Annotated in this window: 23 protein-coding genes; 9 read left to right on the plus strand and 14 right to left on the minus strand. The window is 53.3% G+C overall.

Features of this window, described 5'->3' with window-relative positions:
- Positions 1-193: 193 nt before the first annotated feature.
- Positions 194-523, minus strand: a complete 330-nt coding sequence (locus AC27IT_RS09540; RefSeq protein ID WP_025846190.1) for a DUF1904 family protein — start codon at positions 521-523, stop codon at positions 194-196.
- Positions 524-1,008: 485 nt separating this feature from the next.
- On the opposite strand from AC27IT_RS09540, the gene AC27IT_RS09545 reads away from it, so the two are divergent.
- Complete coding sequence (locus AC27IT_RS09545) at positions 1,009-1,953, plus strand: ATP-dependent DNA ligase (protein WP_327919955.1); 945 nt, start codon at positions 1,009-1,011, stop codon at positions 1,951-1,953.
- A 39-nt stretch (positions 1,954-1,992) separates the two neighbouring features.
- On the opposite strand, the gene AC27IT_RS09550 is transcribed toward AC27IT_RS09545, so the two are convergent.
- The 4 genes from AC27IT_RS09550 to AC27IT_RS09565 are packed head-to-tail and all read right to left on the minus strand — an operon-like array spanning position 1,993 to position 6,360.
- Positions 1,993-3,351, minus strand: coding sequence for a GerAB/ArcD/ProY family transporter (locus AC27IT_RS09550; RefSeq protein ID WP_007777698.1), 1,359 nt, complete (start codon positions 3,349-3,351; stop codon positions 1,993-1,995).
- A gap of 12 nt (positions 3,352-3,363) precedes the next feature.
- Positions 3,364-3,600, minus strand: a complete 237-nt coding sequence (locus tag AC27IT_RS09555; RefSeq protein ID WP_007777696.1) for a hypothetical protein — start codon at positions 3,598-3,600, stop codon at positions 3,364-3,366.
- Complete coding sequence (locus tag AC27IT_RS09560) at positions 3,593-4,759, minus strand: Ger(x)C family spore germination protein (RefSeq protein WP_025846193.1); 1,167 nt, start codon at positions 4,757-4,759, stop codon at positions 3,593-3,595. The genes AC27IT_RS09555 and AC27IT_RS09560 overlap by 8 nt, the downstream gene beginning before the upstream one ends.
- Positions 4,756-6,360 carry a spore germination protein gene (locus AC27IT_RS09565; protein WP_025846195.1) on the minus strand — a complete coding sequence of 535 codons (1,605 nt, stop codon included), beginning with the start codon at positions 6,358-6,360 and terminating at the stop codon, positions 4,756-4,758. Before AC27IT_RS09565 ends, AC27IT_RS09560 begins: the two co-directional genes overlap by 4 nt.
- Positions 6,361-6,499: 139 nt before the next feature.
- On the opposite strand from AC27IT_RS09565, the gene ligD reads away from it, so the two are divergent.
- The 3 genes from ligD (at position 6,500) to AC27IT_RS09580 (ending at position 8,628) form a co-directional block, all read left to right on the plus strand.
- The gene (gene ligD, locus AC27IT_RS09570) at positions 6,500-7,402 is read left to right on the plus strand and encodes a non-homologous end-joining DNA ligase (protein ID WP_005836341.1); all 903 of its coding nucleotides are present in this window, start codon (positions 6,500-6,502) and stop codon (positions 7,400-7,402) included.
- Between the two features lie 72 nt (positions 7,403-7,474).
- Positions 7,475-8,272, plus strand: coding sequence for a prolipoprotein diacylglyceryl transferase (gene lgt, locus AC27IT_RS09575; protein WP_005836343.1), 798 nt, complete (start codon positions 7,475-7,477; stop codon positions 8,270-8,272).
- Positions 8,273-8,388: 116 nt separating this feature from the next.
- Positions 8,389-8,628 carry a hypothetical protein gene (locus tag AC27IT_RS09580; RefSeq protein WP_005836345.1) on the plus strand — a complete coding sequence of 80 codons (240 nt, stop codon included), beginning with the start codon at positions 8,389-8,391 and terminating at the stop codon, positions 8,626-8,628.
- Positions 8,629-8,686: 58 nt separating this feature from the next.
- Here the strand turns inward: AC27IT_RS09580 and AC27IT_RS09585 are convergent, their stop codons facing one another.
- The 3 genes from AC27IT_RS09585 to AC27IT_RS09595 form a co-directional block, all read right to left on the minus strand.
- Positions 8,687-9,706, minus strand: coding sequence for an inorganic phosphate transporter (locus tag AC27IT_RS09585; protein ID WP_005836347.1), 1,020 nt, complete (start codon positions 9,704-9,706; stop codon positions 8,687-8,689).
- The gene (locus AC27IT_RS09590) at positions 9,699-10,316 is read right to left on the minus strand and encodes a DUF47 domain-containing protein (protein ID WP_005836349.1); all 618 of its coding nucleotides are present in this window, start codon (positions 10,314-10,316) and stop codon (positions 9,699-9,701) included. Before AC27IT_RS09590 ends, AC27IT_RS09585 begins: the two co-directional genes overlap by 8 nt.
- A gap of 214 nt (positions 10,317-10,530) precedes the next feature.
- The gene (locus AC27IT_RS09595) at positions 10,531-11,175 is read right to left on the minus strand and encodes a GGDEF domain-containing protein (RefSeq protein WP_005836351.1); all 645 of its coding nucleotides are present in this window, start codon (positions 11,173-11,175) and stop codon (positions 10,531-10,533) included.
- 296 nt (positions 11,176-11,471) lie between these two features.
- Between AC27IT_RS09595 and AC27IT_RS09600 the strand changes: the two genes are divergently transcribed.
- Positions 11,472-12,707: an MDR family MFS transporter gene (locus tag AC27IT_RS09600; protein ID WP_005831844.1), complete on the plus strand. Its 1,236-nt coding sequence runs from the start codon at positions 11,472-11,474 to the stop codon at positions 12,705-12,707.
- Here the strand turns inward: AC27IT_RS09600 and AC27IT_RS09605 are convergent.
- On the minus strand, positions 12,704-13,036 hold the full coding sequence (locus tag AC27IT_RS09605; RefSeq protein ID WP_237716578.1) for an activator of HSP90 ATPase: 333 nt from the start codon (positions 13,034-13,036) through the stop codon (positions 12,704-12,706). The two genes, AC27IT_RS09600 and AC27IT_RS09605, sit on opposite strands and share 4 nt — an antisense overlap.
- Positions 13,037-13,123: 87 nt before the next feature.
- Between AC27IT_RS09605 and AC27IT_RS09610 the strand changes: the two genes are divergently transcribed.
- The 3 genes from AC27IT_RS09610 to AC27IT_RS09620 all read left to right on the plus strand — a co-directional run bounded on the left by AC27IT_RS09610 (position 13,124) and on the right by AC27IT_RS09620 (position 15,160).
- Complete coding sequence (locus tag AC27IT_RS09610; protein WP_026557340.1) at positions 13,124-14,194, plus strand: type III polyketide synthase; 1,071 nt, start codon at positions 13,124-13,126, stop codon at positions 14,192-14,194.
- A gap of 5 nt (positions 14,195-14,199) precedes the next feature.
- On the plus strand, positions 14,200-14,724 hold the full coding sequence (locus tag AC27IT_RS09615) for an isoprenylcysteine carboxyl methyltransferase family protein (RefSeq protein ID WP_005831849.1): 525 nt from the start codon (positions 14,200-14,202) through the stop codon (positions 14,722-14,724).
- Positions 14,725-14,839: 115 nt separating this feature from the next.
- Positions 14,840-15,160 (plus strand): hypothetical protein, encoded by a 321-nt coding sequence (locus AC27IT_RS09620; protein ID WP_025846204.1) that lies wholly within the window; start codon positions 14,840-14,842, stop codon positions 15,158-15,160.
- 16 nt (positions 15,161-15,176) lie between these two features.
- Here AC27IT_RS09620 and AC27IT_RS09625 read toward each other — a convergent pair whose 3' ends face one another.
- The 4 genes from AC27IT_RS09625 to AC27IT_RS09640 form a co-directional block, all read right to left on the minus strand.
- A complete protein-coding gene (locus AC27IT_RS09625) occupies positions 15,177-16,289 on the minus strand; it encodes an aminopeptidase (protein ID WP_487091756.1) in 1,113 nt (370 codons plus the stop codon).
- A gap of 156 nt (positions 16,290-16,445) precedes the next feature.
- Complete coding sequence (locus AC27IT_RS09630) at positions 16,446-16,613, minus strand: DUF4025 domain-containing protein (protein WP_005831854.1); 168 nt, start codon at positions 16,611-16,613, stop codon at positions 16,446-16,448.
- Between the two features lie 156 nt (positions 16,614-16,769).
- Complete coding sequence (locus AC27IT_RS09635) at positions 16,770-17,405, minus strand: hypothetical protein (protein WP_429778502.1); 636 nt, start codon at positions 17,403-17,405, stop codon at positions 16,770-16,772.
- A 75-nt stretch (positions 17,406-17,480) separates the two neighbouring features.
- A complete protein-coding gene (locus AC27IT_RS09640; RefSeq protein ID WP_007777678.1) occupies positions 17,481-17,909 on the minus strand; it encodes a MarR family winged helix-turn-helix transcriptional regulator in 429 nt (142 codons plus the stop codon).
- A gap of 390 nt (positions 17,910-18,299) precedes the next feature.
- Here AC27IT_RS09640 and lepB point away from each other — a divergent pair, with 390 nt between their 5' ends.
- A complete protein-coding gene (lepB, locus tag AC27IT_RS09645) occupies positions 18,300-18,860 on the plus strand; it encodes a signal peptidase I (protein ID WP_005831859.1) in 561 nt (186 codons plus the stop codon).
- A 75-nt stretch (positions 18,861-18,935) separates the two neighbouring features.
- Here lepB and AC27IT_RS09650 read toward each other — a convergent pair whose 3' ends face one another.
- The gene (locus AC27IT_RS09650; RefSeq protein ID WP_005831097.1) at positions 18,936-19,775 is read right to left on the minus strand and encodes a M15 family metallopeptidase; all 840 of its coding nucleotides are present in this window, start codon (positions 19,773-19,775) and stop codon (positions 18,936-18,938) included.
- Positions 19,776-19,823 lie beyond the last annotated feature (48 nt).

A 19,823-nucleotide genomic window follows, 5' to 3' on the forward strand; every position in this document is an offset into this window, starting at 1 on the left:
CGCAAACGTACTGCTTCGCTCTTCGTTGCTTCGTCATATTGCTGCTGTTTTTGCCCTTTACGTGGCGGCATAAGAAAATCCCCTCCGGTCAACAGTGTTGATCTCATCATACCATGAGGTCTTTTTTCACTGTCTACCATGAGGGGATAATACCACCTCGACAGTGGGATGGCGGTCTTTTCACCTGCTCGCTTCAGCCTGAGACTTTGACTTGCAAAGGAAGCCCTTCCTTATAATACAGCTCGGGCGACAGCAGGATAAAGAAAATATGGACGTTCTGGAAACCTTGCTTTTGCAAAATCCGGTTCATCGTGCTGGCGATCTGGTCGTGCTGCTTTTGCTCCCGGGGAAACATCATGATTTCAAGCGACAACGGACTGTTCGTCAACTGCTCGACCAGAAGCAGCTCCAGCTTGACTTTTTCCTGGCTCACTTCCGCGATGCGGGCAAACTCTTCTATAATAAGGGGCGATACCGATTGCAGCTTTTCTTTTTCAAAGCCTTTAAAGCGAAGAAACGGCAAGTCAATTCCTTCTTTCCGGAACAGGCGGCCAGCAACAGCAACGCACGCCGAAGCTGTTCCCAAAATCATTACCTCAGTAATTATAAACTACAGTCTATTTCTGGATCAACGAAAAAAGAATGAAGAAAAGTGAAGGCGAGCAACTTGGTTGCCCCTATACTTACTAAGAATCTTATCCATTCTTCTCTGTACAAAAAAAGGACTATATCCAGAAATGACTTTCTCCTTGCGCACTTGTGGTGGACGTACCACGATAGGAGGTCAAAAGTCTGTCAGATATAGCCCATCCATACTGTTTCCAACGCGTTTCAAATCATGCATGATGTTTCGTGAACTGCTTCCTAGTATAACGCAAATACAATACTTAATCAATAAATAAGTTTCTTAAAATTCAATCAAAACTCTCTGTCCTGACCCGTGCATAGACGATCGCGAATGGTGACACCGTACAAATGGCAGACACCAAGCACATACGGGAGGCTACCATGAAGCTAACGCCGATTATTCCTTTCGAGCCGACGACGACGGATGACATCGCGGATGGCCCCGACTGGATTGCGCAAGTCAAATGGGATGGGATCAGGCTGTTGACGTACTACGACGGCAACTCGGTCAAGCTGTACAATCGCAAGGCTAACGAGCGGACTTTGCACTACCCGGAAATCGCCGCAATCTCCGAATACTGCCGGGCGCAGTCCGTCATTCTCGACGGCGAGGTCGTTGCGCTTGGTGCAGATGGCAAGCCTTCTTTTTACGAGGTCATGCGCAGGGACGGTCTGCGACGGATGGAAAAAATCGCAGCCGTAAAGCGTCAGGTCCCCATCTTCTACATGATTTTTGACGTCCTGTACGCAGACGGCGAATGGGTCACGGCCTGTCCGCTGGCAGAGCGCCAGCGCCTGTTGCAAAAGCTCATCTCCCCGACGCCCACGGTGCAGCTCGTCGACAATTTTACGAGTGGCCGGGAGTTGTTTCAGACGATCGAGCAGCAAGGGATGGAAGGCGTCATCATCAAAGATTTGACCAGCACGTATGCCATCGCCGGAAAAGATGCGCGCTGGCAAAAGAAAAAAAACTACCGGGATTTGATCGCGGTGGTAGGCGGAGTGACGATGCGGGATCAGACGGTCAATTCCTTGCTGCTCGGGCTTTACGACGCCAAGGGCGCTCTCTGGTATATCGGCCATGCCGGAACCGGAAAGCTGACCCACAGCGATTGGCGCAGCTTGACCGAAACGATTCAGCCGTTGATCCAGGCTGACATGCCTTTTCATAACAAGCCGGAGCGCATCAACGGCACCATCTGGCTAAAGCCGCAGCTCACAGCCAAAATTCAGTACGCAGAGTGGGCAGACGGGCACTCCTTGCGCCAGCCGAGCATCCAGGGCTTCGTCGACTCCCCTGCCCGCCAGTGCACATTCGAAGCGTAAACCGCAGCACCAGCATACAGGCGGGCAAAACGACGGGCCTTACTGCCGAAAACTGCCTTGCTGCTTGGGCCGCCCCAGCCTTTGCTTGCCGTGGTTGAGGGCCTGCATTTCTCCGTAGCTGGTCAACACCCCGATCACCAGGAACACGATGTAGGCGATGGCCGTCGCGATCCCTGCCGCCGGAGATTTGTCCCGCAGCAGATCCCCGACCAAGATCGTCAGGAAACAGCCTGCAATGCTGAATACTCCCCCCCACACCATCATCCGGTAAAAGCGGTGCAGCTTCGTGCCTCGCGGAATCAGAGCCTGGCCTTCTTCCCGTTTTTTCCGGCGGGCGACGATAAACAGAAACAGGAGCAGCGGCACCTGAAAAAGCACGACAAGCAGCGGAAAGCTGTAGCTGATGAACTGGTTGATATCCGACACCTTGGGAAAGGCGAGCAGCGAGGTCACCACCATGAAGCAGCCGGTGGGCGCGTTGTACGTGTTGTAGTGCAACTGTCCGCCAAACGATCCTACGCCCACGAGGAAGGCCAGATAGGCGACGATGACTTTAATGCTGAACGCAGGAAACCACAAGCTGAACAAAATCATTTCCACCCGGTCGAGAAAGTCCGTCAGGTGAATTTGCTGCACGAGAATGTAGATCGGAAAATTGAGTCGGCCCGCAATGACGTAGCCCATCACCCCAAGGAGAATCAGCACCGTAAGCGTGGTCGTGAAGCAGGCGATCATGATTCCGTGCTTCATGGCGGTAAACAGGAGACGCGGCTCGCTGCTGGCGTGCAAAAAAGCGCCAAACAGCAAAATGTCTCCGTAAACGCCGATCGGCAGCAGGTTGCTTATCGTAATCCGATCCAGGCTCGTGCTCAAAATCGGCTCCAGCCGCTCGATGCTGTACTCGTTCATCAAAAGAAAGTAGAGCAGCAGGCACATGATGAAGTAGGCGGGAAAAAAAATTTCGTTGACCCTCGCCGCCACCTCCAGGCTCGTTTTGCCGTAGTACATCAACAGAAGAACGAACACAAGCAGGATGATTTCCAAGGGCGTCTCCGGCAAGAGGGAGATATGCAAAAAGTCGGCAGCCCCTTTTATATCGAGGGCGAGGATCACCCAAATATAAAACAGGATCAAGCAGTTGATAAAGCCGCCGAACCATTTGCCGCAGATGATGAACATGATCTCGAACAAGTTTTTCCCCGGGTAGGCGCGCACAAGCTCCGACAATACATAGGCGACGAGCAAGGCATAGCAAGCCGGAAGAATTTGCGAGAACCACGAATCCATCTTGGCGACCTGCACAACCGACCGCAAAAAGCTTATCATCATCCCTGTCATCAGCAGACTTCCGACCAGCCAGGCGATTTGCCGATGATTGACGACTTGCTTGTGTATCATGCGCTCCCTCCTCTACAGGATCTGGTCGATCCACATTTTCACCCGTGGCGTGAGGATGTTCAAAAAAAAGTCGGTTGGTATCATCCTGGTATGCTGAAATTGGATCGCGTACAATCCGAGCACGGAAAGGGCGTAAATCGTATAAATGACGATTTGCTGCCTTCGCTGCATCTGCTTGCGCTTGAAGAAAAAATCGAAAAAGGAAAACACCAGCATCAGGATTAACAAACATAAAAACAATCTATTCATTCTCGCGGTCTTCCTTTGTGATGTTTTTCGTCGTTTGCCCGATATCTTCGACGGCCACCTTGGAACGGATCGTGAACGTAATTTCCGGCAGTTCTTCACTCCAACGGTCCCGGTACGTTTCCCGCCACTCCCGGGGGAATTGTCTGGCCATAATAAGGCCCATTCCAATTGTGTCCGTCCGATACTTTTGCATTAACTGCAACGTGTTCTTCACGCTGACCTCGACCTCTTTTTTGAGCATGTCCTCGATCATCGCAATGTTCTTTTTATGCTCCAGATCCAGATTCGTCATGTTCTCCACTATCACACTTGTCGCGTGCACCATGATGTCGTAATGGACCCGCCCTTTTTTCAAAACAGGCTTGAGATCGGCCTTTCCTTTTGAAAAGTAGAAGGTCAGCCGGCCTTTGTCGCCAAGCGAGAGCACGACAGAGAACGGCATGAAGTTGCGCTGAAACCAGCGAAGACCTTTGATCGATTCGGCCTTGGACACATACACGAGCTTGTCACCGCGAAACAGGCCGATCCCCGTAAACTCGACTTCCTTCGACTTGCCTTTGGGATGCGAGTCAACGGGAGCCAGCACCGGGAGAAACGCATCAATCCCGGGTGTAGTGAGCATCTGTGCAACGTCTTTGAGCGATACGGAAATCGCCTCCATTTTCACCAACTCGCGCATCGCCTCCCCGGAAAAGCGTTCGAACTGCGGCTGGGCATTCAACAGCTCGATCCCTTTGCCTTTGGTCATGACGAGATAAGCGGTCAGCCGATTTTCGGGAAAACGGGCCACGATGTCCAATACGTCGCTCATCCCCTCCTTGGCCAGTTGCTCGCCGATGACAATCATCCGGTGGTGGGAATAGTACAGCTCGCGAGACATGCGCGACTGGATCATGCTGTTCGCTTCCCTGATCGTCTTGCCGACGGCTGAGTCCACATAGTACGTCTTGTCTCCGCTCGTCCCGCCTCCCCCGCCAGACGTGGAGCCGAGACTGCTGACCAGCGGAACCTGCACGGACAAGCGATAATGGCCGTTTGGCTCCTTGTCCATCGCCATTGCAATCACGATCGCCATATCGTTTACTTCCCGCCGATCCCAGCAGCCTGACACCACCAGCATTCCCATCAGCAACACGACAATCGGAGTGAGACGTTTCACGCTTTGCCCTCCTCGTCTGAATTCCCGCGGCTCGTCGTTCCTGCGTGCCCTCCTCTTTGCTGCACCTGGTTGGCAAAGTTTGCGTTCATCCGCCTCGCATCTCGAATCCCGAGAAAGCTGGGCCGCTTTTCCATAAACGACCACGGCACCCGCACCAGAACATCCTTCAAGTCTCCAACGGACATCGGGGCAAGCGGAGACAGGTACGGGACGCCAAAGGAGCGCAAGTTAGCCATATGCCCCAAAATGAGCAGCACGCCTACCAAAATGCCGTAAATGCCGAGAATAGAGGCCGCAATCATCAGCGGGAAGCGCAGCATTCGCAGCGAAATGGCCGCATTGAAGTGCGGAATCGTAAAAGAGGCGATCCCGGTGAGCGACACGACAATGACCATCGGCGCGGAAACAATCCCGGCTTGCACGGCCGCCTGTCCGACGACGAGCGCCCCCAAAATACTGACGGCCTGCCCGACCGTTTTCGGGAGGCGAATCCCCGCTTCACGCAGCGCTTCAAAGGCAATTTCCATAATGAGCGCCTCCACGATCGCGGGAAAAGGAATCGACTCGCGAGCTGCGGCGACGCTCAAGAGCAAGGTCGTCGGCAGCATTTGCTGGTGGTACGTCGTAATCGCCACGTACAGCGCAGGCGTAACCAGCGCAATAATCAGAAACAAATAGCGCAGCCAGCGGAGCAGCGTCGTCATCTGGAAGCGCTCGAAGTAGTCCTCGCTCGCCTGCATCATCATCCAAAACGTGGCGGGAGCGATCAGCACCATCGGCGTGCCATCGACAAAAATAGCGACGCGCCCTTCCAAGATCGAAGCCGCCACCGTGTCCGGCCGCTCGGAATACATGAGCTGGGGAAAGGGCGAATAGACGTTGTCCTGAATCAGCTCTTCGATGTAGCCGCTCTCCAAAATGGCGTCGATGTCGATGTTGCTGATGCGTTGGGAAACCTCTTCCACGACTTGCGGGTCCGCGATGCCTTCCAAAAACGCGACCACGATGTTTGTATTCGTCTCTCTCCCCACGACCAGCGACTTCATTTTCAACCGGGGCGTGCGCAATTTGCGCCGCAGCATCGACGTGTTCGTGCGGATGTTTTCAATGAAGCCTTCCCGCGGCCCGCGCACGACGGCTTCTCCCTCCGGCTCGTTGACCGAGCGCTTTTCCGCACCGCGGATGCCCAGCGTGAGTGCCTCGACATTTCCGTCGACCATAATGCCGGTATCGCCGGACAGCACAGCCTGCAAAAGCTGCTTGTAATCGTTCACCCGCGCGATTTGCGAGACGGGCAGCAGCGCTTCTTCGATTACTTCGATGTCGTCATCGCCCTTTTCCATCACCATGAGCGATTTCAGCGCCTGGTTCACTTCGGCGGTATCAATCAAGCCGTCTACAAAAATCGCGGCCGCACGCGCACTGTGTTTTAGCCTAAACTCGCGGATGACAAAATCCGAGCAATCCGAGAACAGCTTTTTCAACACTTCTACGTTGTCATCCAAATCCGGAAAAAGCGCAATGCCTTCCATCTCAAGCAAGCTGCACGTATCAATCGTCTCCAGCAATTTTTCGATTCTGCTTTTTTTCCTGAACTCCATCTCATCACCAGCCACTGGAAAGCTAACGGTATTATGGGTGATTTACTGGAAAGATATGCAGTCCGCCCGTGGGCTGCATATCCGTTTCGCGAACGGGAGAAAGTAGGAGCACATCTACCGCCCAAAGGAAGGTGCCATCGTGGCGAATGCAACCAAAGAATACGAGCTGACTATCGGCGGTCATGCCATCAGCATTACGAACCCGTACAAGCCGCTCTGGCCGGAAGCGAATGTGACCAAGCTAGATTATTTGCGTTACCTCCTGACGGTGGCGCCGCATCTCTTGCGCTATGCCAAAGACCGGCTGTTAACCGTGATCCGCTATCCGCACGGCATCCACGACAAACATTTTTATCAAAAAAACATTCCCGAGTACGCCCCGTCCTGGATTCAGACGCACACGTGGGAAAACGTCCGCTATGTGCTGTGCAACGATGAAGCCACCCTCATGTGGATGGCCAATCAGGCGGCGCTGGAATGGCACGTTTCCTTTCATCTCGCGGCCGACGAGACGCCGACCGAGCTGGTGTTCGACCTCGATCCGTCCACGGAAGACTTTGCTGTCGTGATCGAGGCTGCGCTGCTCGTCAAGGAGCTGTTGGACGAGCTGAGGCTGCCCGCCTTTGTCAAGACTTCAGGAGCAAGCGGCCTGCAGGTGTACGTCCCGATCGAGCTACGCTATACGTTCGAGCAGACGAGACAGGTCGGGCAGTTTATCGCTTCGTATCTGGTCAACAAGCACCCTTCCTTTTTGACCATCGAGCGCATGGTGAAAAATCGCGGGGACAAGCTGTACATCGACTACTTGCAGCACTGGCGCGGCAAAACCCTTCCCGCTCCTTATTCGACGCGGGCCAAAAAAGGGGCGACCGTCTCCGCCCCGTTATTATGGGAGGAAGTGCCCAAGTCTCATCCCAGCGACTACACCGTACACACCGTTCCGCCACGCCTGAAAGAGAAGGGAGACTTGTTCGCCGCCGTCTCCCGCCCGACCACAAGAGCCTCCCTCGACCCGATCCTCGACTTTTTGCGCTTTCAGTAGGCGACCTATTGGAATCCCCCTGTCCAGGTATGCTATACTGTGCACAGACGTTTGAGGCAAGGAGGCATTTTCATGATTGATCCGATCGCGATTTCGCTCGGACCCCTTAAAATTCACTGGTACGGCATCATCATGGGGTTGGCTTTTTTTCTGGGGACTTACCTCGCGAGGTACAATTCCAAACGTTCCGGCATTGATCCCGATCACGTCCTGAACATGGTTGTGTTGATTATCCCGGCAGCGATTGTGTGTGCCCGCTTGTATTATGTCGCATTCGAATGGGCGCAGTACAAAGACAATCCACTGGACATCTTCGCGGTCTGGAAAGGCGGCCTGGCGATCCACGGCGGGCTGATCGGGGGAGTTCTCGCGGGAACGTACTACATTCGCAAGCACAAGCTTCCCTTCCTTCGCCTGGCTGATGTGTTCATGCCCAGTGTCATCCTCGGTCAAGCCATCGGCCGTTGGGGAAATTTCATCAACCAGGAAGCACACGGCGATGTAGCCTCTGCGGAATTTATGGCGAAGTTTCCCGCTTTCATCCGCGACCAGATGTTTATCGGCGGACAGTATTATCATCCGACGTTTTTGTACGAATCGCTGTGGAACTTGCTCGTCTTCGGCATCCTGCTGTTCATGCTGTATCGGTTTAAAAAATTCGATGGGCAAGTTTTGTTCAGCTACATGATTCTTTATTCCATCGGCCGCTTTTTCATCGAAGGCATGCGTACAGACAGCCTGCTGATCGCAGACACGCTGCGGGTCGCACAGCTTGTCAGCCTGAGCCTGATCGCCCTCGGGGCCATTCTGATGCTGGTCTTCGCTCGCAAAAGCAAGCAGTCAGGCCATTCCCACAATTCAATGGAATAGCAATCGGGACAATCCTGTACAACCACTCTCGCCGCTTTGGCAGAGTGGTTTTTTGCAGTTCGCTCGTCTGAATTGTCGCAATGCGGGAAATAACTAGAAGACAGGAGGGATCGCAGATGGATGACGGCATTTTGGAGGAATATCTGGACCGTCTGGTGCGCATACATTTTGCCCCGGACATGATCGGGCCAGGCTTGCCCGCCTACGCGGAAGGCAAGCTGTTCGACTACAGCCCCAACGGCATTCTGATCGAGGAAAAGGACGGCTCGCTCGACTACATTCCTTTTTCCGCTGTACGGCTCGTGCAAATCAAGCCAAAAGCCAGCTTGTGGGACCGTTTGACGGGTTTTGGGTAAGCAAAAAGACACCTCGCTACGAAACGGTACGTAGAAGGTGTCTTTTGTCTTTTGTATTTTACAGGAAAACGTCGAAGACAACGTAACAGGCTGCGGCCAACAGACCCGTTACCGGGAGCGTAATGATCCAGGTAACGACGATGCGTCCAGCCACTCCCCATTTGACTGCGTTCAGCTTTTGCGACGCGCCTACACCCAAAATTGAAGAGGTGATGACATGTGTCGTACTGACCGGCAGTTTCAAGGTAGTAAAGATTGTGATAATCAAGGCAGATGACAGGTCGGCCGAAAAACCGCTGATTGGCTTGATTTTCATAATCTTGCCACCCATGGTTTTGATAATGCGCCAGCCGCCGAAGGAAGTCCCCAGCGCCATGGCAATCGCGGCGGACAGCTTGACCCACAGCGGGATCGCAAACTCGCCAGGCTCCTGCACCAAAAATCCGCCAGAGAGCAAGGCCAGCGTGATAACCCCCATCGTTTTCTGGGCGTCGTTGGCTCCGTGGCTGAAGGATTGCCAGGATGCAGACAACACTTGCAGCATGCGGAAGTTGCGATTCGTTTTATGGTAATTCATGTTGGCGACAATCGCGGAAACGATTTTGATGACGATAAAACCGATGACAAACGCGACGATCGGCGAAATGATGAGCGCCTTGACGATCTCAATGAAGCCTTCCATGTTGATCGAACCGAAGCCGGCAGCTCCTACAGCGGCACCTGCAACGCCTCCGATGATCGCATGCGAGGAAGAGCTCGGGATACCGAACCACCACGTAATCAAGTTCCACAAAATCGCGGCGGTCAAAGCTGCCAAGACGACAACCAGTCCATTTTCCAGCTTGAACGGGTCCGTGATTTTGCCCCCGATCGTCTTCGCTACACCCGTGTACGTCAGCGCGCCAATCAGGTTGAAGAGCGAGGCGATAACAATGGCTGTCCGCGGACTCAAGGCCCGGGTCGATACTGAGGTCGCAATGGCGTTGGCCGTGTCGTGAAAACCATTGATAAAGTCAAAACTCAGCGCCATGACGACGACAAGTACGAGAATAACAACCTCTGGCGAAAAATCAGGCATTCTTTAACACGATCCCTTCGACCAGGTTCGAAACGTCCTCGGCAAAGTCAGCACAGTCTTCTAGCTTGTCGTAAATTTCCTTGAGTTTGATCGCTTCGATCGGATTCGCATCAGGCGAATTCAGCAGATCGGATACCATTTTGCGGTAATTGGAGTCGGATTCATGCTCCAGATCTTTGATTTCCCGCGCGATTTTCGATACTACCTGATGATCGAGCTTGCGCAGCGTGCGAATCAGCTCAATCAGCTTTGCCGAACATTTGACCAAAATGTTTGCTTGTGCCAAAACGCGCGGCTCCGGCTGACGAACTTGATAGAGATACATGCGATCCGCAACACCGTCAATGTAATCGATCATCGAGTCCATTGTATGTGCGAGCTGGTGAATGTCTTCACGCTCAAGCGGAGTGATAAAGGTAGAATTCAATTCGTTCATAATGCGGCGAACGATCTCATCCCCTTCTTTTTCAACAGCCTTGATTGCCTTGACTTTGGCTTCCACATCTTGATAGTTTCCTATCATTTCATAAAAAAGATGAGTCCCTTTGTGCACCGTGGCAATCTGCTGTTCAAACAGATCAAAGAAGATATACTTGTTAGATTTCAACATACGGTCCTTCTTCACTCCTTTGGATAAATCACACCTAGACGATTATATCGAAAGATATTGTTGACGTAAATTTAAATTCAAGGGCAAGTGTGTAGATTTTTCTTTAAAAAAATATTAAGTTTTTGTAAATCTCCTTTACAATCCGCAAATAAAAATAAAACACCCGTCTCCTTGAGCGGGCGACAGGTGTTAGTCTTGCCATCTATTCTCTTCTTTATTGCGTAGCGACTACCATGCAATCTTTCTTTTTCTTCGCTTCGTACATGAGCATATCCGCCTTGTGCGTCAGCTCCTCTGCCGTAGCCGCATGCATCGGATAGGAGGCGACGCCGATGCTGACCGTCACGCCGGACAGCGTCTCGCGAACCTGCTCCTGGATCCGCTTCCCGATTGCGAGCGCCTCATTCGTATCCGCATGCTTCAGCAGTACGACAAATTCTTCGCCGCCCCATCGGCCGACCGTATCCTGGTTGCGCACATTGGCTTGCAAAATGGAAGCGAATTGGCAGAGCAGCCGATCCCCTTCCATATGTCCATGGCAATCATTGAATTTTTTGAAATTATCCAGGTCGATAAATAAAAGCGTAATCGGATAGTGCTGATTTTTCGCCTGCCTGATCTCGCGAATCAGCCTGTCCAGAAACCGGCGATTGACCAATACCCCCGTCAATGAGTCGTGATAGGCCATTTGTCGCAGACGATTCACGTATATCCCCAGGCTGTATCCGGCTGCCATCTGGATGATGGCCACCAGCACGACAAACCGCATCGCCGACTGCTCATCAGGCAGCCCGCATACGATAAGCCAAATCCATATAATAAAACAGGACACACCCATGCCAATCCAGCGTGAGTCCAAGGTACTCTCCACCTCCGGCCCATCCATTGTAGCAGCACCATAAGTACTTTTCTGTTACATAAGACCTAAACACTTTCCTTAAAACTAGGCCTTGCTTCGTGCTTGCAGGAATATTTTACCTTCCTTTCCGTCACGGTTCAAGCACTATTCTGTTGAATGCCCTGATGGGCGAACAGAATAACTTGCTTTCTCTACTTTCATCGAATTTTCCCACTTATCCCAACCCTCTTTTTTTTCGTATAATGGGTAAGCTATACTTTCAAAATATGATTGATCGATAGGGAGGAATTAACCGAATGGTCTGGCTTCAACAAATGATCGCCCGCTACGACACGACGATCTGGATTCGCGTCATCGGGACGGTCCTTACAACTTTTGCAGGCTTCATGCTTCGGCCGTTCCTCGCCTTCTATCTGTACGACAGGATGGACGGAAATCTGCTCGTGGCGGCGATGGTCACCAGCCTGCAACCGCTGACGAGCATCATCTCCGGCTATTTTGCCGGGAGCCTCTCCGACCGCTATGGCCGAAAGCCGCTGATGATCGCCGCACTGGCCATTGAAGCGATCTCCATGGCCGGTTATATTTGGGCGGAATCTATTTTTGCCTTTGCCACGCTTACCGTCTTGAACGGGATCGGAGCCTCGTTGTTCTGGCCAGCCGCAAGCGCCCAAATTACCGATGTCGTGCCGGAGGAAAAACGCAGCGAAGTATTCGCGCTTCTGCACACCGCGCTGAATCTCGGGGCCGCCGCTGGCCCGCTGATCGGTGTCGCCATCTATAAAGTCAACCCGGCGATTGCGTTTGGCATCTGCTCCTGTATGCTGTTCGTCTACGCGCTGCTCCTCTTCTGGAAGGTCCCGGAGACGCTGCCCGACCACATCCGGGCACAGGCGAGCCGTTCTGCCAAGACGGACCAGGCTCCCCGGCTGAAGCTGGCCGAGCATCCTACGCTGATCTGGATGACGCTTGCCGCGGTGCCTGTGTCGCTTTTGTACTCGCAAGTAGAGATCATTTTGCCGCAGCATTTGCGCACCCAGTACACCGACTTTCTCAGCGTCTTCGCTACTTTGATGACGATCAACGGCGTCTTGGTCGTCTGTTGCCAGATTGCGATTGCCAAGTACGCCGAGCGCTTTCCTGCTCATTGGGTCATTCTCACCGCCTACCTGTTTCTCGCCTGTGTCGGTTTCGGCTACGGCTGGGCGCCTGGCTTTCTCATTCTCGTGCTCGCCGAAGTCCTGTTTACGATCGGCGAGATGCTCTACGGGCCGCAAATTCAAAAAGCGATCTCCGTCATGGCCCCGGAAGAATATCGCGGACGTTATTTTGCGATCTTCGGCGCGAACTGGGGCATCACGGGCACGATCGGCCCGAGTGTCGGCGCCGTCGCGTTCAAAGGGATCGGGGGCGCTCTCTGGTTCTCCATCCTCAGCCTGCTGCTGCTCGTCGGCGGCCTGTTCCAATACCGCTTTGTCAAAAAAGCGACGCAGACGGAGCCTGCCGAAAGTGTCCAGTCGCTTTCGAGCTAGAGCACTGTGTCCATTCCAGCCTGTCTGCCAAACGGTGGGGTTGCCAACGACTCGCATGCAGGCTTTTTCTTTTTTTCGAGATAAACGGCTACGCTGCTAAGGATATTCGCCGATTGCTGCAATCCGGCAAGCATGCGGCTCCCGCCATGCTCCAAGCCTTCGTAGTACTCCCGCTCGGCCTTTTCAACGGCTTCTGTTGTCCAGCCGTTTTCATGCGGTACGACGATCTCCTGGGAAAACGTCATTTCGCAGCCGCCCTCCACAGAGGCGAGCACGACGGCAATCCGCTCCTGTGTATCGCTAAATTGCGGCAGTGCAAACGTAAACACCAGCAGATGGGCGGATGCGATGAATTGGAATCAATTGGAAGGGGAAACATAGTTGTACATTATGAAACAACGGGAGTGAAAAAGTGTATGCCCCGTATCGAATCCGTTGCGACAGCAGTACCGCCGCATGAAGTTTCCACGGAAGCTTCCATGCAGCTCGCCCGTCATTTTTTTCAGGATGCTTTTCCCGATATTGATCGGCTCCTGAACGTTTTTGCCCACAGCCATATCGAAAAACGGCACTTTTGCATGCCGTTGGACTGGTTTTCCAGCGACCAGCCGTTTGCCGAAAAAAACAGGCTGTACATTCAGCACGCAGAAGCGTTGTCGCTTGCGGCTGCGCGAAAATGCCTGCAAAAAGCCGGGCTTGTGCCAACCGATATCGATTGTCTCGTATTCGTCTCCAGCACAGGGATTGCCACGCCGAGCATGGATTCCCGCCTGGTCAACAGTCTCGGGCTTCGCTCCGATATTACGCGGATTCCGCTGTGGGGACTGGGCTGTGCCGGGGGAGCGATGGGCTTGTCCCGCTCGTGCGAGTACGCCGGAGCCTACCCCGGGCGCAGGGTGCTGCTCATCAGCGTAGAGCTGTGCGGGCTGACCTTTATTCGCCAGGATTTGTCCAAAAGCAATCTCGTGGCGACTTGTCTGTTCGGGGATGGAGCAGCAGCCGTCGTGGTCAGCGGCGACCATGTCCAAGCCTCGGCAGAGGAAGGCGCGCCCCGGATCCAGTTTCGCGATGCCCGCACCACGACGTGGCCGGATACGCTCGACGTGATGGGCTGGGAGCTGACAGAGCCGGGGTTGAAGGTGATTTTTTCCCGCGACATTCCTACGTTGATTCAGACGTACATGCGCGAAAACGTGGAAAGCTTTTTGACGTCGCACCAGACGACCGTGGACCGTCTGCGCCACTTTATTTTTCATCCGGGCGGCGCAAAAGTCTTGAACGCGTACCAGTCTTCGCTCGGCATTGATGCCGAGGCGACGCGCCACTCCGAAGAGGTGCTGCGCCATTTTGGCAACATGTCTTCGCCGACGGTGCTGTTTGTGCTGGAAAAAAGCATGGAGCAAGCGTGGCAGCCGGGCGACCGCGGACTGGTTGCGGCGCTTGGGCCGGGGTTCAGCTCTGAGCTGCTCCTCTTGGAAGCGAGGTAGGCGCGATGCTCTTTTTCGTCACAGTCATGGCTGCCGTCTGCCTGCAACGCTTCTGCGAATTGGTGCTGGCCGCGCGAAACGCCCGCTACGTGTGCGCCCTGGGAGGCGTCGAGATCGGCGCGGGCCATTACAAATACATCGTGCTGATGCATGTTTGCTTTTTTGTCAGCTTGATGGTAGAAGTACTCGCGACAGGCAGTGCTTCGGCGCTGCCTCCGTGGTGGGGGTACAGCTTCGGCCTGTTTTTGGCGGCCCAACTGCTCCGCTACTGGTGCATCCAGAGCCTGGGCAGGCGTTGGAATACGCGGATTCTGGTCATTCCGGGGGAAGCGCCGCTCCGGCGCGGTCCGTACCGCTGGCTTCGCCATCCGAACTACGTCGTCGTGGCGATCGAGCTGTTCACTCTCCCGCTGACGTTTTCCGCCGTGAATACCGCTGTCGCCTTTACGCTCCTGAATGCCTGGCTACTGCTGCGCGTGCGCATTCCGCTGGAAGAAAAAGGCGTGTATGAAGGCGAAGAATCGTCATAAAAAAAGTCTATGGCACAAGCCACAGACTTTTTTCCTGTTTACAGGTTTACGATGGGACGAATGGAGGAAAAGAACAAGGAATACGTTACTATAAGTCCCGTGAGGTGGAGCCAGCGTGAACCGTACAAATATCGTAGAGCCTCTGGAAGCAAAGCGCATCATCGTGCGTGACTTGCTCAGCCTGATGAAGACCTTGCCCAATCAGGACGATGCCGCCAGCGTTCAGACATTTCTCCGCTACCTGCAAAGCTTGCTCAGAATCAAGCAGGTCATCCCGCCGGTGGTCGAAATCATGACGCTCATCAAAACGGACAAGCCGATCCTCTATCATTCCGCTCGTCGCTCCATCATGTCCTCCAGCAATTTGCACATGCTTTTCCAGATCGAAATGGATGTTGAGCTGGCACAGGAGAGACTGTCTCAGTACGATAAATAATCGGGCTGCCGGGGTTCTACTTCAAGTTTTCCGGATTGAGGCACTCCAGCTCGGGAATGACAAAGCGGCCGTCTTTGCGGATCAGGACGCCATCAAACCAGATTTCTCCCCCGCCCCACTCCGGACGCTGGATGGAAACCATGTCCCAGTGAACCGACGACTTGTTTCCGTTGTACGCCTCATCGTAACATTGACCAGGCGTGAAGTGGAAGCTGCCGTCGATTTTTTCGTCGAACAAAATGTCTTTCATCGGGTTGCGGATGAACGGATTGACCCCGATCGCAAACTCGCCGATGTAGCGCGCGCCCTCGTCCGTGTCGAGAATTTCGTTCAGCCGCTTGCTATGGTTTGCGGTCGCCTCGACGATTTTGCCGTCGCGGAAGGTCAGGCGAACGTTTTCAAACGTAAAGCCGTGGTACGGCGTAGGCGCATTGTGTGTAATTGTGCCGTTGACAGAGTTTTTCACCGGAGCGGTGTACACTTCGCCGTCCGGGATGTTGCGCAGACCCGCACATTTGACCGCCGGGATGTCCTTGATCGAGAAAGTCAGGTCTGTATCCGGCCCGACCAGACGGACTTCGTCGGTGCGGTTCATCAGGTCGACCAGGCTGTCCATCGCCTTGTCCATTTTTCCGTAATCCAGATTGCACACCTGGAAGTAAAAGTCTTCAAACGCCGCCGTCGACATGTTCGCCAATTGAGCCATGGACGGGTTCGGGTAGCGAAGCACCACCCATTTTGTTTTGGGCACGCGGACGTTCATGACTGGCAGCTCGTACAAACGGGAGTACAGACCGAGCTTGTCTCCGGGAACATCTGCCATCTCATTGATGTTGTCGGCTGCGCGGATGCCGATATAGCCTTGCATTTTTTCCATGAGTGCCACTTCGCTTTCCGCCATGACCTTCAGTTGCTCCTCGTTGCAGTTCATCGCGATTTCACGGCTGATCGCCGGATCAATCTGCTGGACGAACGGGCTGCCTCCCGCCTTGTAAATCTCACGGACGAGGGCAGATACCAGTTCAGGCGTCTTCCCTTTGGCGTTAATCAGGATGTTTTCCCCTGGCTGTACGCGGACGGAATAGTTCACCAGGTTATAGGCCAATTGCTCCAAACGAGAGTCTCTCATGCGTGACACACCCTTTTTTAATTTTCTGATTCCAATTGTATTCTTGCCGATAAATCTCTGTAAGTCAATAAAATTTATTTTATCAAAAGCACAAAATAACAAGCCAGCTTTTTCCCCTAGACAAAAGCTGGCTTGCTCCCGTGGTCCAGCGCGGTGCTATTCGCTCTGCTCGCTGTCCTCGATCGTCCCCATCTTGTACATGTCGCTCACCTGTTCCTGTGTAGCCGCGAGTCCTCCTGCTTCTTCCTCTACCTGATACACGGCGCTTTCCATCTGCCCCGTCTCACTCAGTTGCTGCGTGGGGCGGTTTTCACGTTCTGCCATCGCTTTCTTCCTCCTTCTAGCTGATTTTCGGTATAGTGTGCGTCAGGCGCTCCCGATTTAGCCATTTAGCCATCGCAGAAAAGAAGAAGCCGCTTTCGCGAACAGACGAAAAAAAACGCCTTGCCCGTTGCGGCAAAGCGTCTTCCACCGTTATTCTTACTTGTCTTTGTCAGCCGAAACATCTGGAACCATCAAGGACCAGCCGGTTCTGTTGGTCACATCTTGCGTAGAGTTGCGTCCGATGACGATGCTCTCATCTTCTTTTGGCAATGCGGTCCAACCGCTGTTTGGCGCTTGCACGACCTGGTAGTTGTTCGTGGAAACGAACTCGTCTTCTACTGGCATTGCCATCCAGCCACCGTTGGACGTTTGCACCACTTGGTAACGGTTTGTCGAAACGAATTGATCTTCAGCCGGCATTCCCATCCAGCCGCCATTTGCCGTTTGCACGACTTGGAAACGATTGGTGGAGACAAACTGGTCTTCTGCTGGCAAGAGGGACCAACCGGACGTCGAGGATGCGTCAGGAACAAATTGGCCGCTCACGAAAACGTATTCGTCTTCCCCAGGAAGCTTGACCCAAGCTCCTTGAACGCCGTTTCCAGGTTGTGGCTGTTCAGCTACGGGTGCAGCCGTTGGAGTTGTTGTTGTCGTCGTTTCAACTGCTGGCGCAGGAGTTGTCGCGGAAGCTTCAGTTGCATTAGCGGAAGCTTCTTCTGCACAGGCTGACTGTGCAAACAGCGCCGCTCCGAGAATCAAAGAACCCATCATCAATGTGCTGCTTTTTTTCATATGTGTACACTCCCATTCGCGTAGTACACACATTGTCCGCTGAAATGTCCCCCACCTGCTACCCTGATGGCAACGCTACATGCATTGCTTCATTTTCCGCAAGAAGTACGTAAACTGCTCCAATTCTTCGTCGCTCAGGTTTTCCAGCAGTTTGCCCACCAGTGCTCTTCTCTGGCACAAAAGCCCCTCCAGCATAGGGACTGCCTTTTGCGACAGCGTGACCCATACGACTCTCCGGTCCAGCTCGTCGCGGACCCGGTCGATGTAACCGGCTTTCACCAGCCGATTGAGAGCAATCGTAGTCGCACTGTTGGATTGCTTCAGAATGGTCGCCAGTTCGGAAACTGTGCTTCTTCCTTTTTGATGAAGCACTCGCAGCAAAATAAATTGCTTGGGACTAATCAGCTCTTCCTCTTCCAGCCAGTGGCTGATGAAGAAGCGAGCCATCTCGACAAATGCTCGATCCAGTTCCTCAATTTTACTGGCGCGGGACATGTCGCTCACAACATCACCTATTTTCAGAAAGTAAATAATATAAGTACTTTTACTATAAAACTATATAGCCTAAGTACATGAAGATCAATAGACCTTCCAAAATTATTTCTTTCCTCGAAAGATATGTATGAGCCGGAACAAAGTGTTTACTACTTAATATTTTTACTGTAAAACTTATATGCAACATCATCTTACCGCAAACAGGAAAAACTGACAATAGGCGAAGATGGCAAAATCGTGACAGCAGCTTTTGGGCGCGCCCTCCATTAATTTCCTTGAATCTTATTCCGTATCCAATCGTATTGCATGTATAATAGAAAGGCAGTCCCAAGCGCAGGGCGTTCTTTTGCCCACGGCAATCTGTTGCCAGCGAAACCATGTACATAGGAGATCAAGTTGATGGAACAAACCAAAAGCACAGCGAAATGGAAAACCGAATTGCTCGACTGGTTGAAATCGTTTGTTTTGATTGGCGGTTTGACTGCCTTCATCTACGTGTTCGTCATGGCGCCCTACGTCGTGCAAGGACGGTCGATGGAGAGCACGCTGCACGACCGCGAACGGGTCATCGTCAACAAAGCGATTTACTATCTCAAGGAGCCGAAACCGGGCGACATCGTCATTATTCACCCGGATGCGAGCGGCGACAACTGGATCAAGCGCGTCATCGCTGTCGCAGGCGATACGGTAGAAGCGAAAAACGACCAGGTGTACGTCAACGGCCAACCGCTCAGCGAAGAGTATTTGGCCAACAACAAGCTGCAAGCTTCGGCGGCTGGCGTGACCCTGACCGAAGACTTCGGGCCGATCACCATTCCGGAAGGCAGCGTTTTTGTAATGGGAGACAATCGCAACAACAGTATGGACAGCCGGGTCATTGGCCCTGTCAAGCTCGATCATGTAGTCGGTCGCGCGGAAGCGGTCTACTGGCCGTTGTCGGACATCCGTCTGCCAAAATAACCGCCTGCTACCTAGCTGGGCAGTCGCATACGAAAAAGCCGCTCTTGCACGTGAGCGGCTTTTTCTTTTCCCCTTTTATTTTTGCGCCGTGGCGGTTGCGGACAAGTAATCCTCCAGGGTAAGCCCTGCCGCCGTGATCTCTCGCGCCATTTCTTTTCCGACGTAGCGCAGATGCCACGGCTCATAGGCGTATCCGGTCGTGTCTTCCTTGCCTTTCAGATAGCGGATGATGAAGCCGTATTCCGCGCAATGCTCCGCCAGCCATTTTCCTTCCGGCATTTCGCCAAACGACTCTTCCAGCCTTGTTTTCGCATCTGCCCCCGACACGTCCATAGCCAATCCGGTCTGATGCTCGCTTTTTCCTGGAACAGCGCTGTACGCAGCAGCATGCTCTGCGCCTTGTGTTCGCACATATGTCTCGTACAGCGATTTTTGCGTCTTGTACGAGCGGTAGCCGGACACGGCGTACAGCTCGATGCCGTCCTGCTTGGCGGCTGCGAACAACTCTTCCAACGCTTGTGCGGCTTCTTGGCGCATCAACCGTTTTTCCACTTTTTCATCGAACGGAAACGGCACGTCAGGCTCCACCAGATCAGGCGGAATATAGTCAGCAGGCAGCGCCCGCTTCTTGTTCACAACAACGGCGAGATCGGTCGGGTTTGTCACCGTCGGGACCCCGTTGACGTCTTGGATCGTTTCGGCCAGGGATGCCTGCTTCGCGCGAGGGGATTCTCCCTGCGCCGGCTCTGTTGTATTTGTTTGCGTACCGTCTTTCGCTGTTGCCGTATTTCCCGTCGGCTGAGACGGTTGGTGGGAAGCGAGCAACCCATCCAACGAAGGGGCTTCACATCCACTGAGCAGGGCTACTGATAGTGCGGCGACGATCGCAAGACCATTGGTGCGATTCTTTTTCATCATTGATCCTCCTGGTTCCATACAGACACATATGTTCTGCTTTACCTT

The organism is Brevibacillus sp. YAE8, assembly GCF_057543335.1.

Excerpts from the sequence above, each read along its gene's own strand:
- AC27IT_RS09545 (WP_327919955.1), top strand. The coding sequence starts at position 1,009 with ATGAAGCTAACGCCGATTATTCCTTTCGAGCCGACGACGACGGATGAC.
- AC27IT_RS09550 (WP_007777698.1), bottom strand. The coding sequence starts at position 3,351 with ATGATACACAAGCAAGTCGTCAATCATCGGCAAATCGCCTGGCTGGTC.
- AC27IT_RS09555 (WP_007777696.1), bottom strand. The coding sequence starts at position 3,600 with ATGAATAGATTGTTTTTATGTTTGTTAATCCTGATGCTGGTGTTTTCC.
- AC27IT_RS09565 (WP_025846195.1), bottom strand. The coding sequence starts at position 6,360 with ATGGAGTTCAGGAAAAAAAGCAGAATCGAAAAATTGCTGGAGACGATT.
- lgt (WP_005836343.1), top strand. The coding sequence starts at position 7,475 with ATGATTGATCCGATCGCGATTTCGCTCGGACCCCTTAAAATTCACTGG.
- AC27IT_RS09580 (WP_005836345.1), top strand. The coding sequence starts at position 8,389 with ATGGATGACGGCATTTTGGAGGAATATCTGGACCGTCTGGTGCGCATA.
- AC27IT_RS09585 (WP_005836347.1), bottom strand. The coding sequence starts at position 9,706 with ATGCCTGATTTTTCGCCAGAGGTTGTTATTCTCGTACTTGTCGTCGTC.
- AC27IT_RS09590 (WP_005836349.1), bottom strand. The coding sequence starts at position 10,316 with ATGTTGAAATCTAACAAGTATATCTTCTTTGATCTGTTTGAACAGCAG.
- AC27IT_RS09600 (WP_005831844.1), top strand. The coding sequence starts at position 11,472 with ATGGTCTGGCTTCAACAAATGATCGCCCGCTACGACACGACGATCTGG.
- AC27IT_RS09610 (WP_026557340.1), top strand. The coding sequence starts at position 13,124 with ATGCCCCGTATCGAATCCGTTGCGACAGCAGTACCGCCGCATGAAGTT.
- AC27IT_RS09615 (WP_005831849.1), top strand. The coding sequence starts at position 14,200 with ATGCTCTTTTTCGTCACAGTCATGGCTGCCGTCTGCCTGCAACGCTTC.
- AC27IT_RS09625 (WP_487091756.1), bottom strand. The coding sequence starts at position 16,289 with ATGAGAGACTCTCGTTTGGAGCAATTGGCCTATAACCTGGTGAACTAT.
- AC27IT_RS09630 (WP_005831854.1), bottom strand. The coding sequence starts at position 16,613 with ATGGCAGAACGTGAAAACCGCCCCACGCAGCAACTGAGTGAGACGGGG.
- AC27IT_RS09635 (WP_429778502.1), bottom strand. The coding sequence starts at position 17,405 with ATGAAAAAAAGCAGCACATTGATGATGGGTTCTTTGATTCTCGGAGCG.
- lepB (WP_005831859.1), top strand. The coding sequence starts at position 18,300 with ATGGAACAAACCAAAAGCACAGCGAAATGGAAAACCGAATTGCTCGAC.
- AC27IT_RS09650 (WP_005831097.1), bottom strand. The coding sequence starts at position 19,775 with ATGAAAAAGAATCGCACCAATGGTCTTGCGATCGTCGCCGCACTATCA.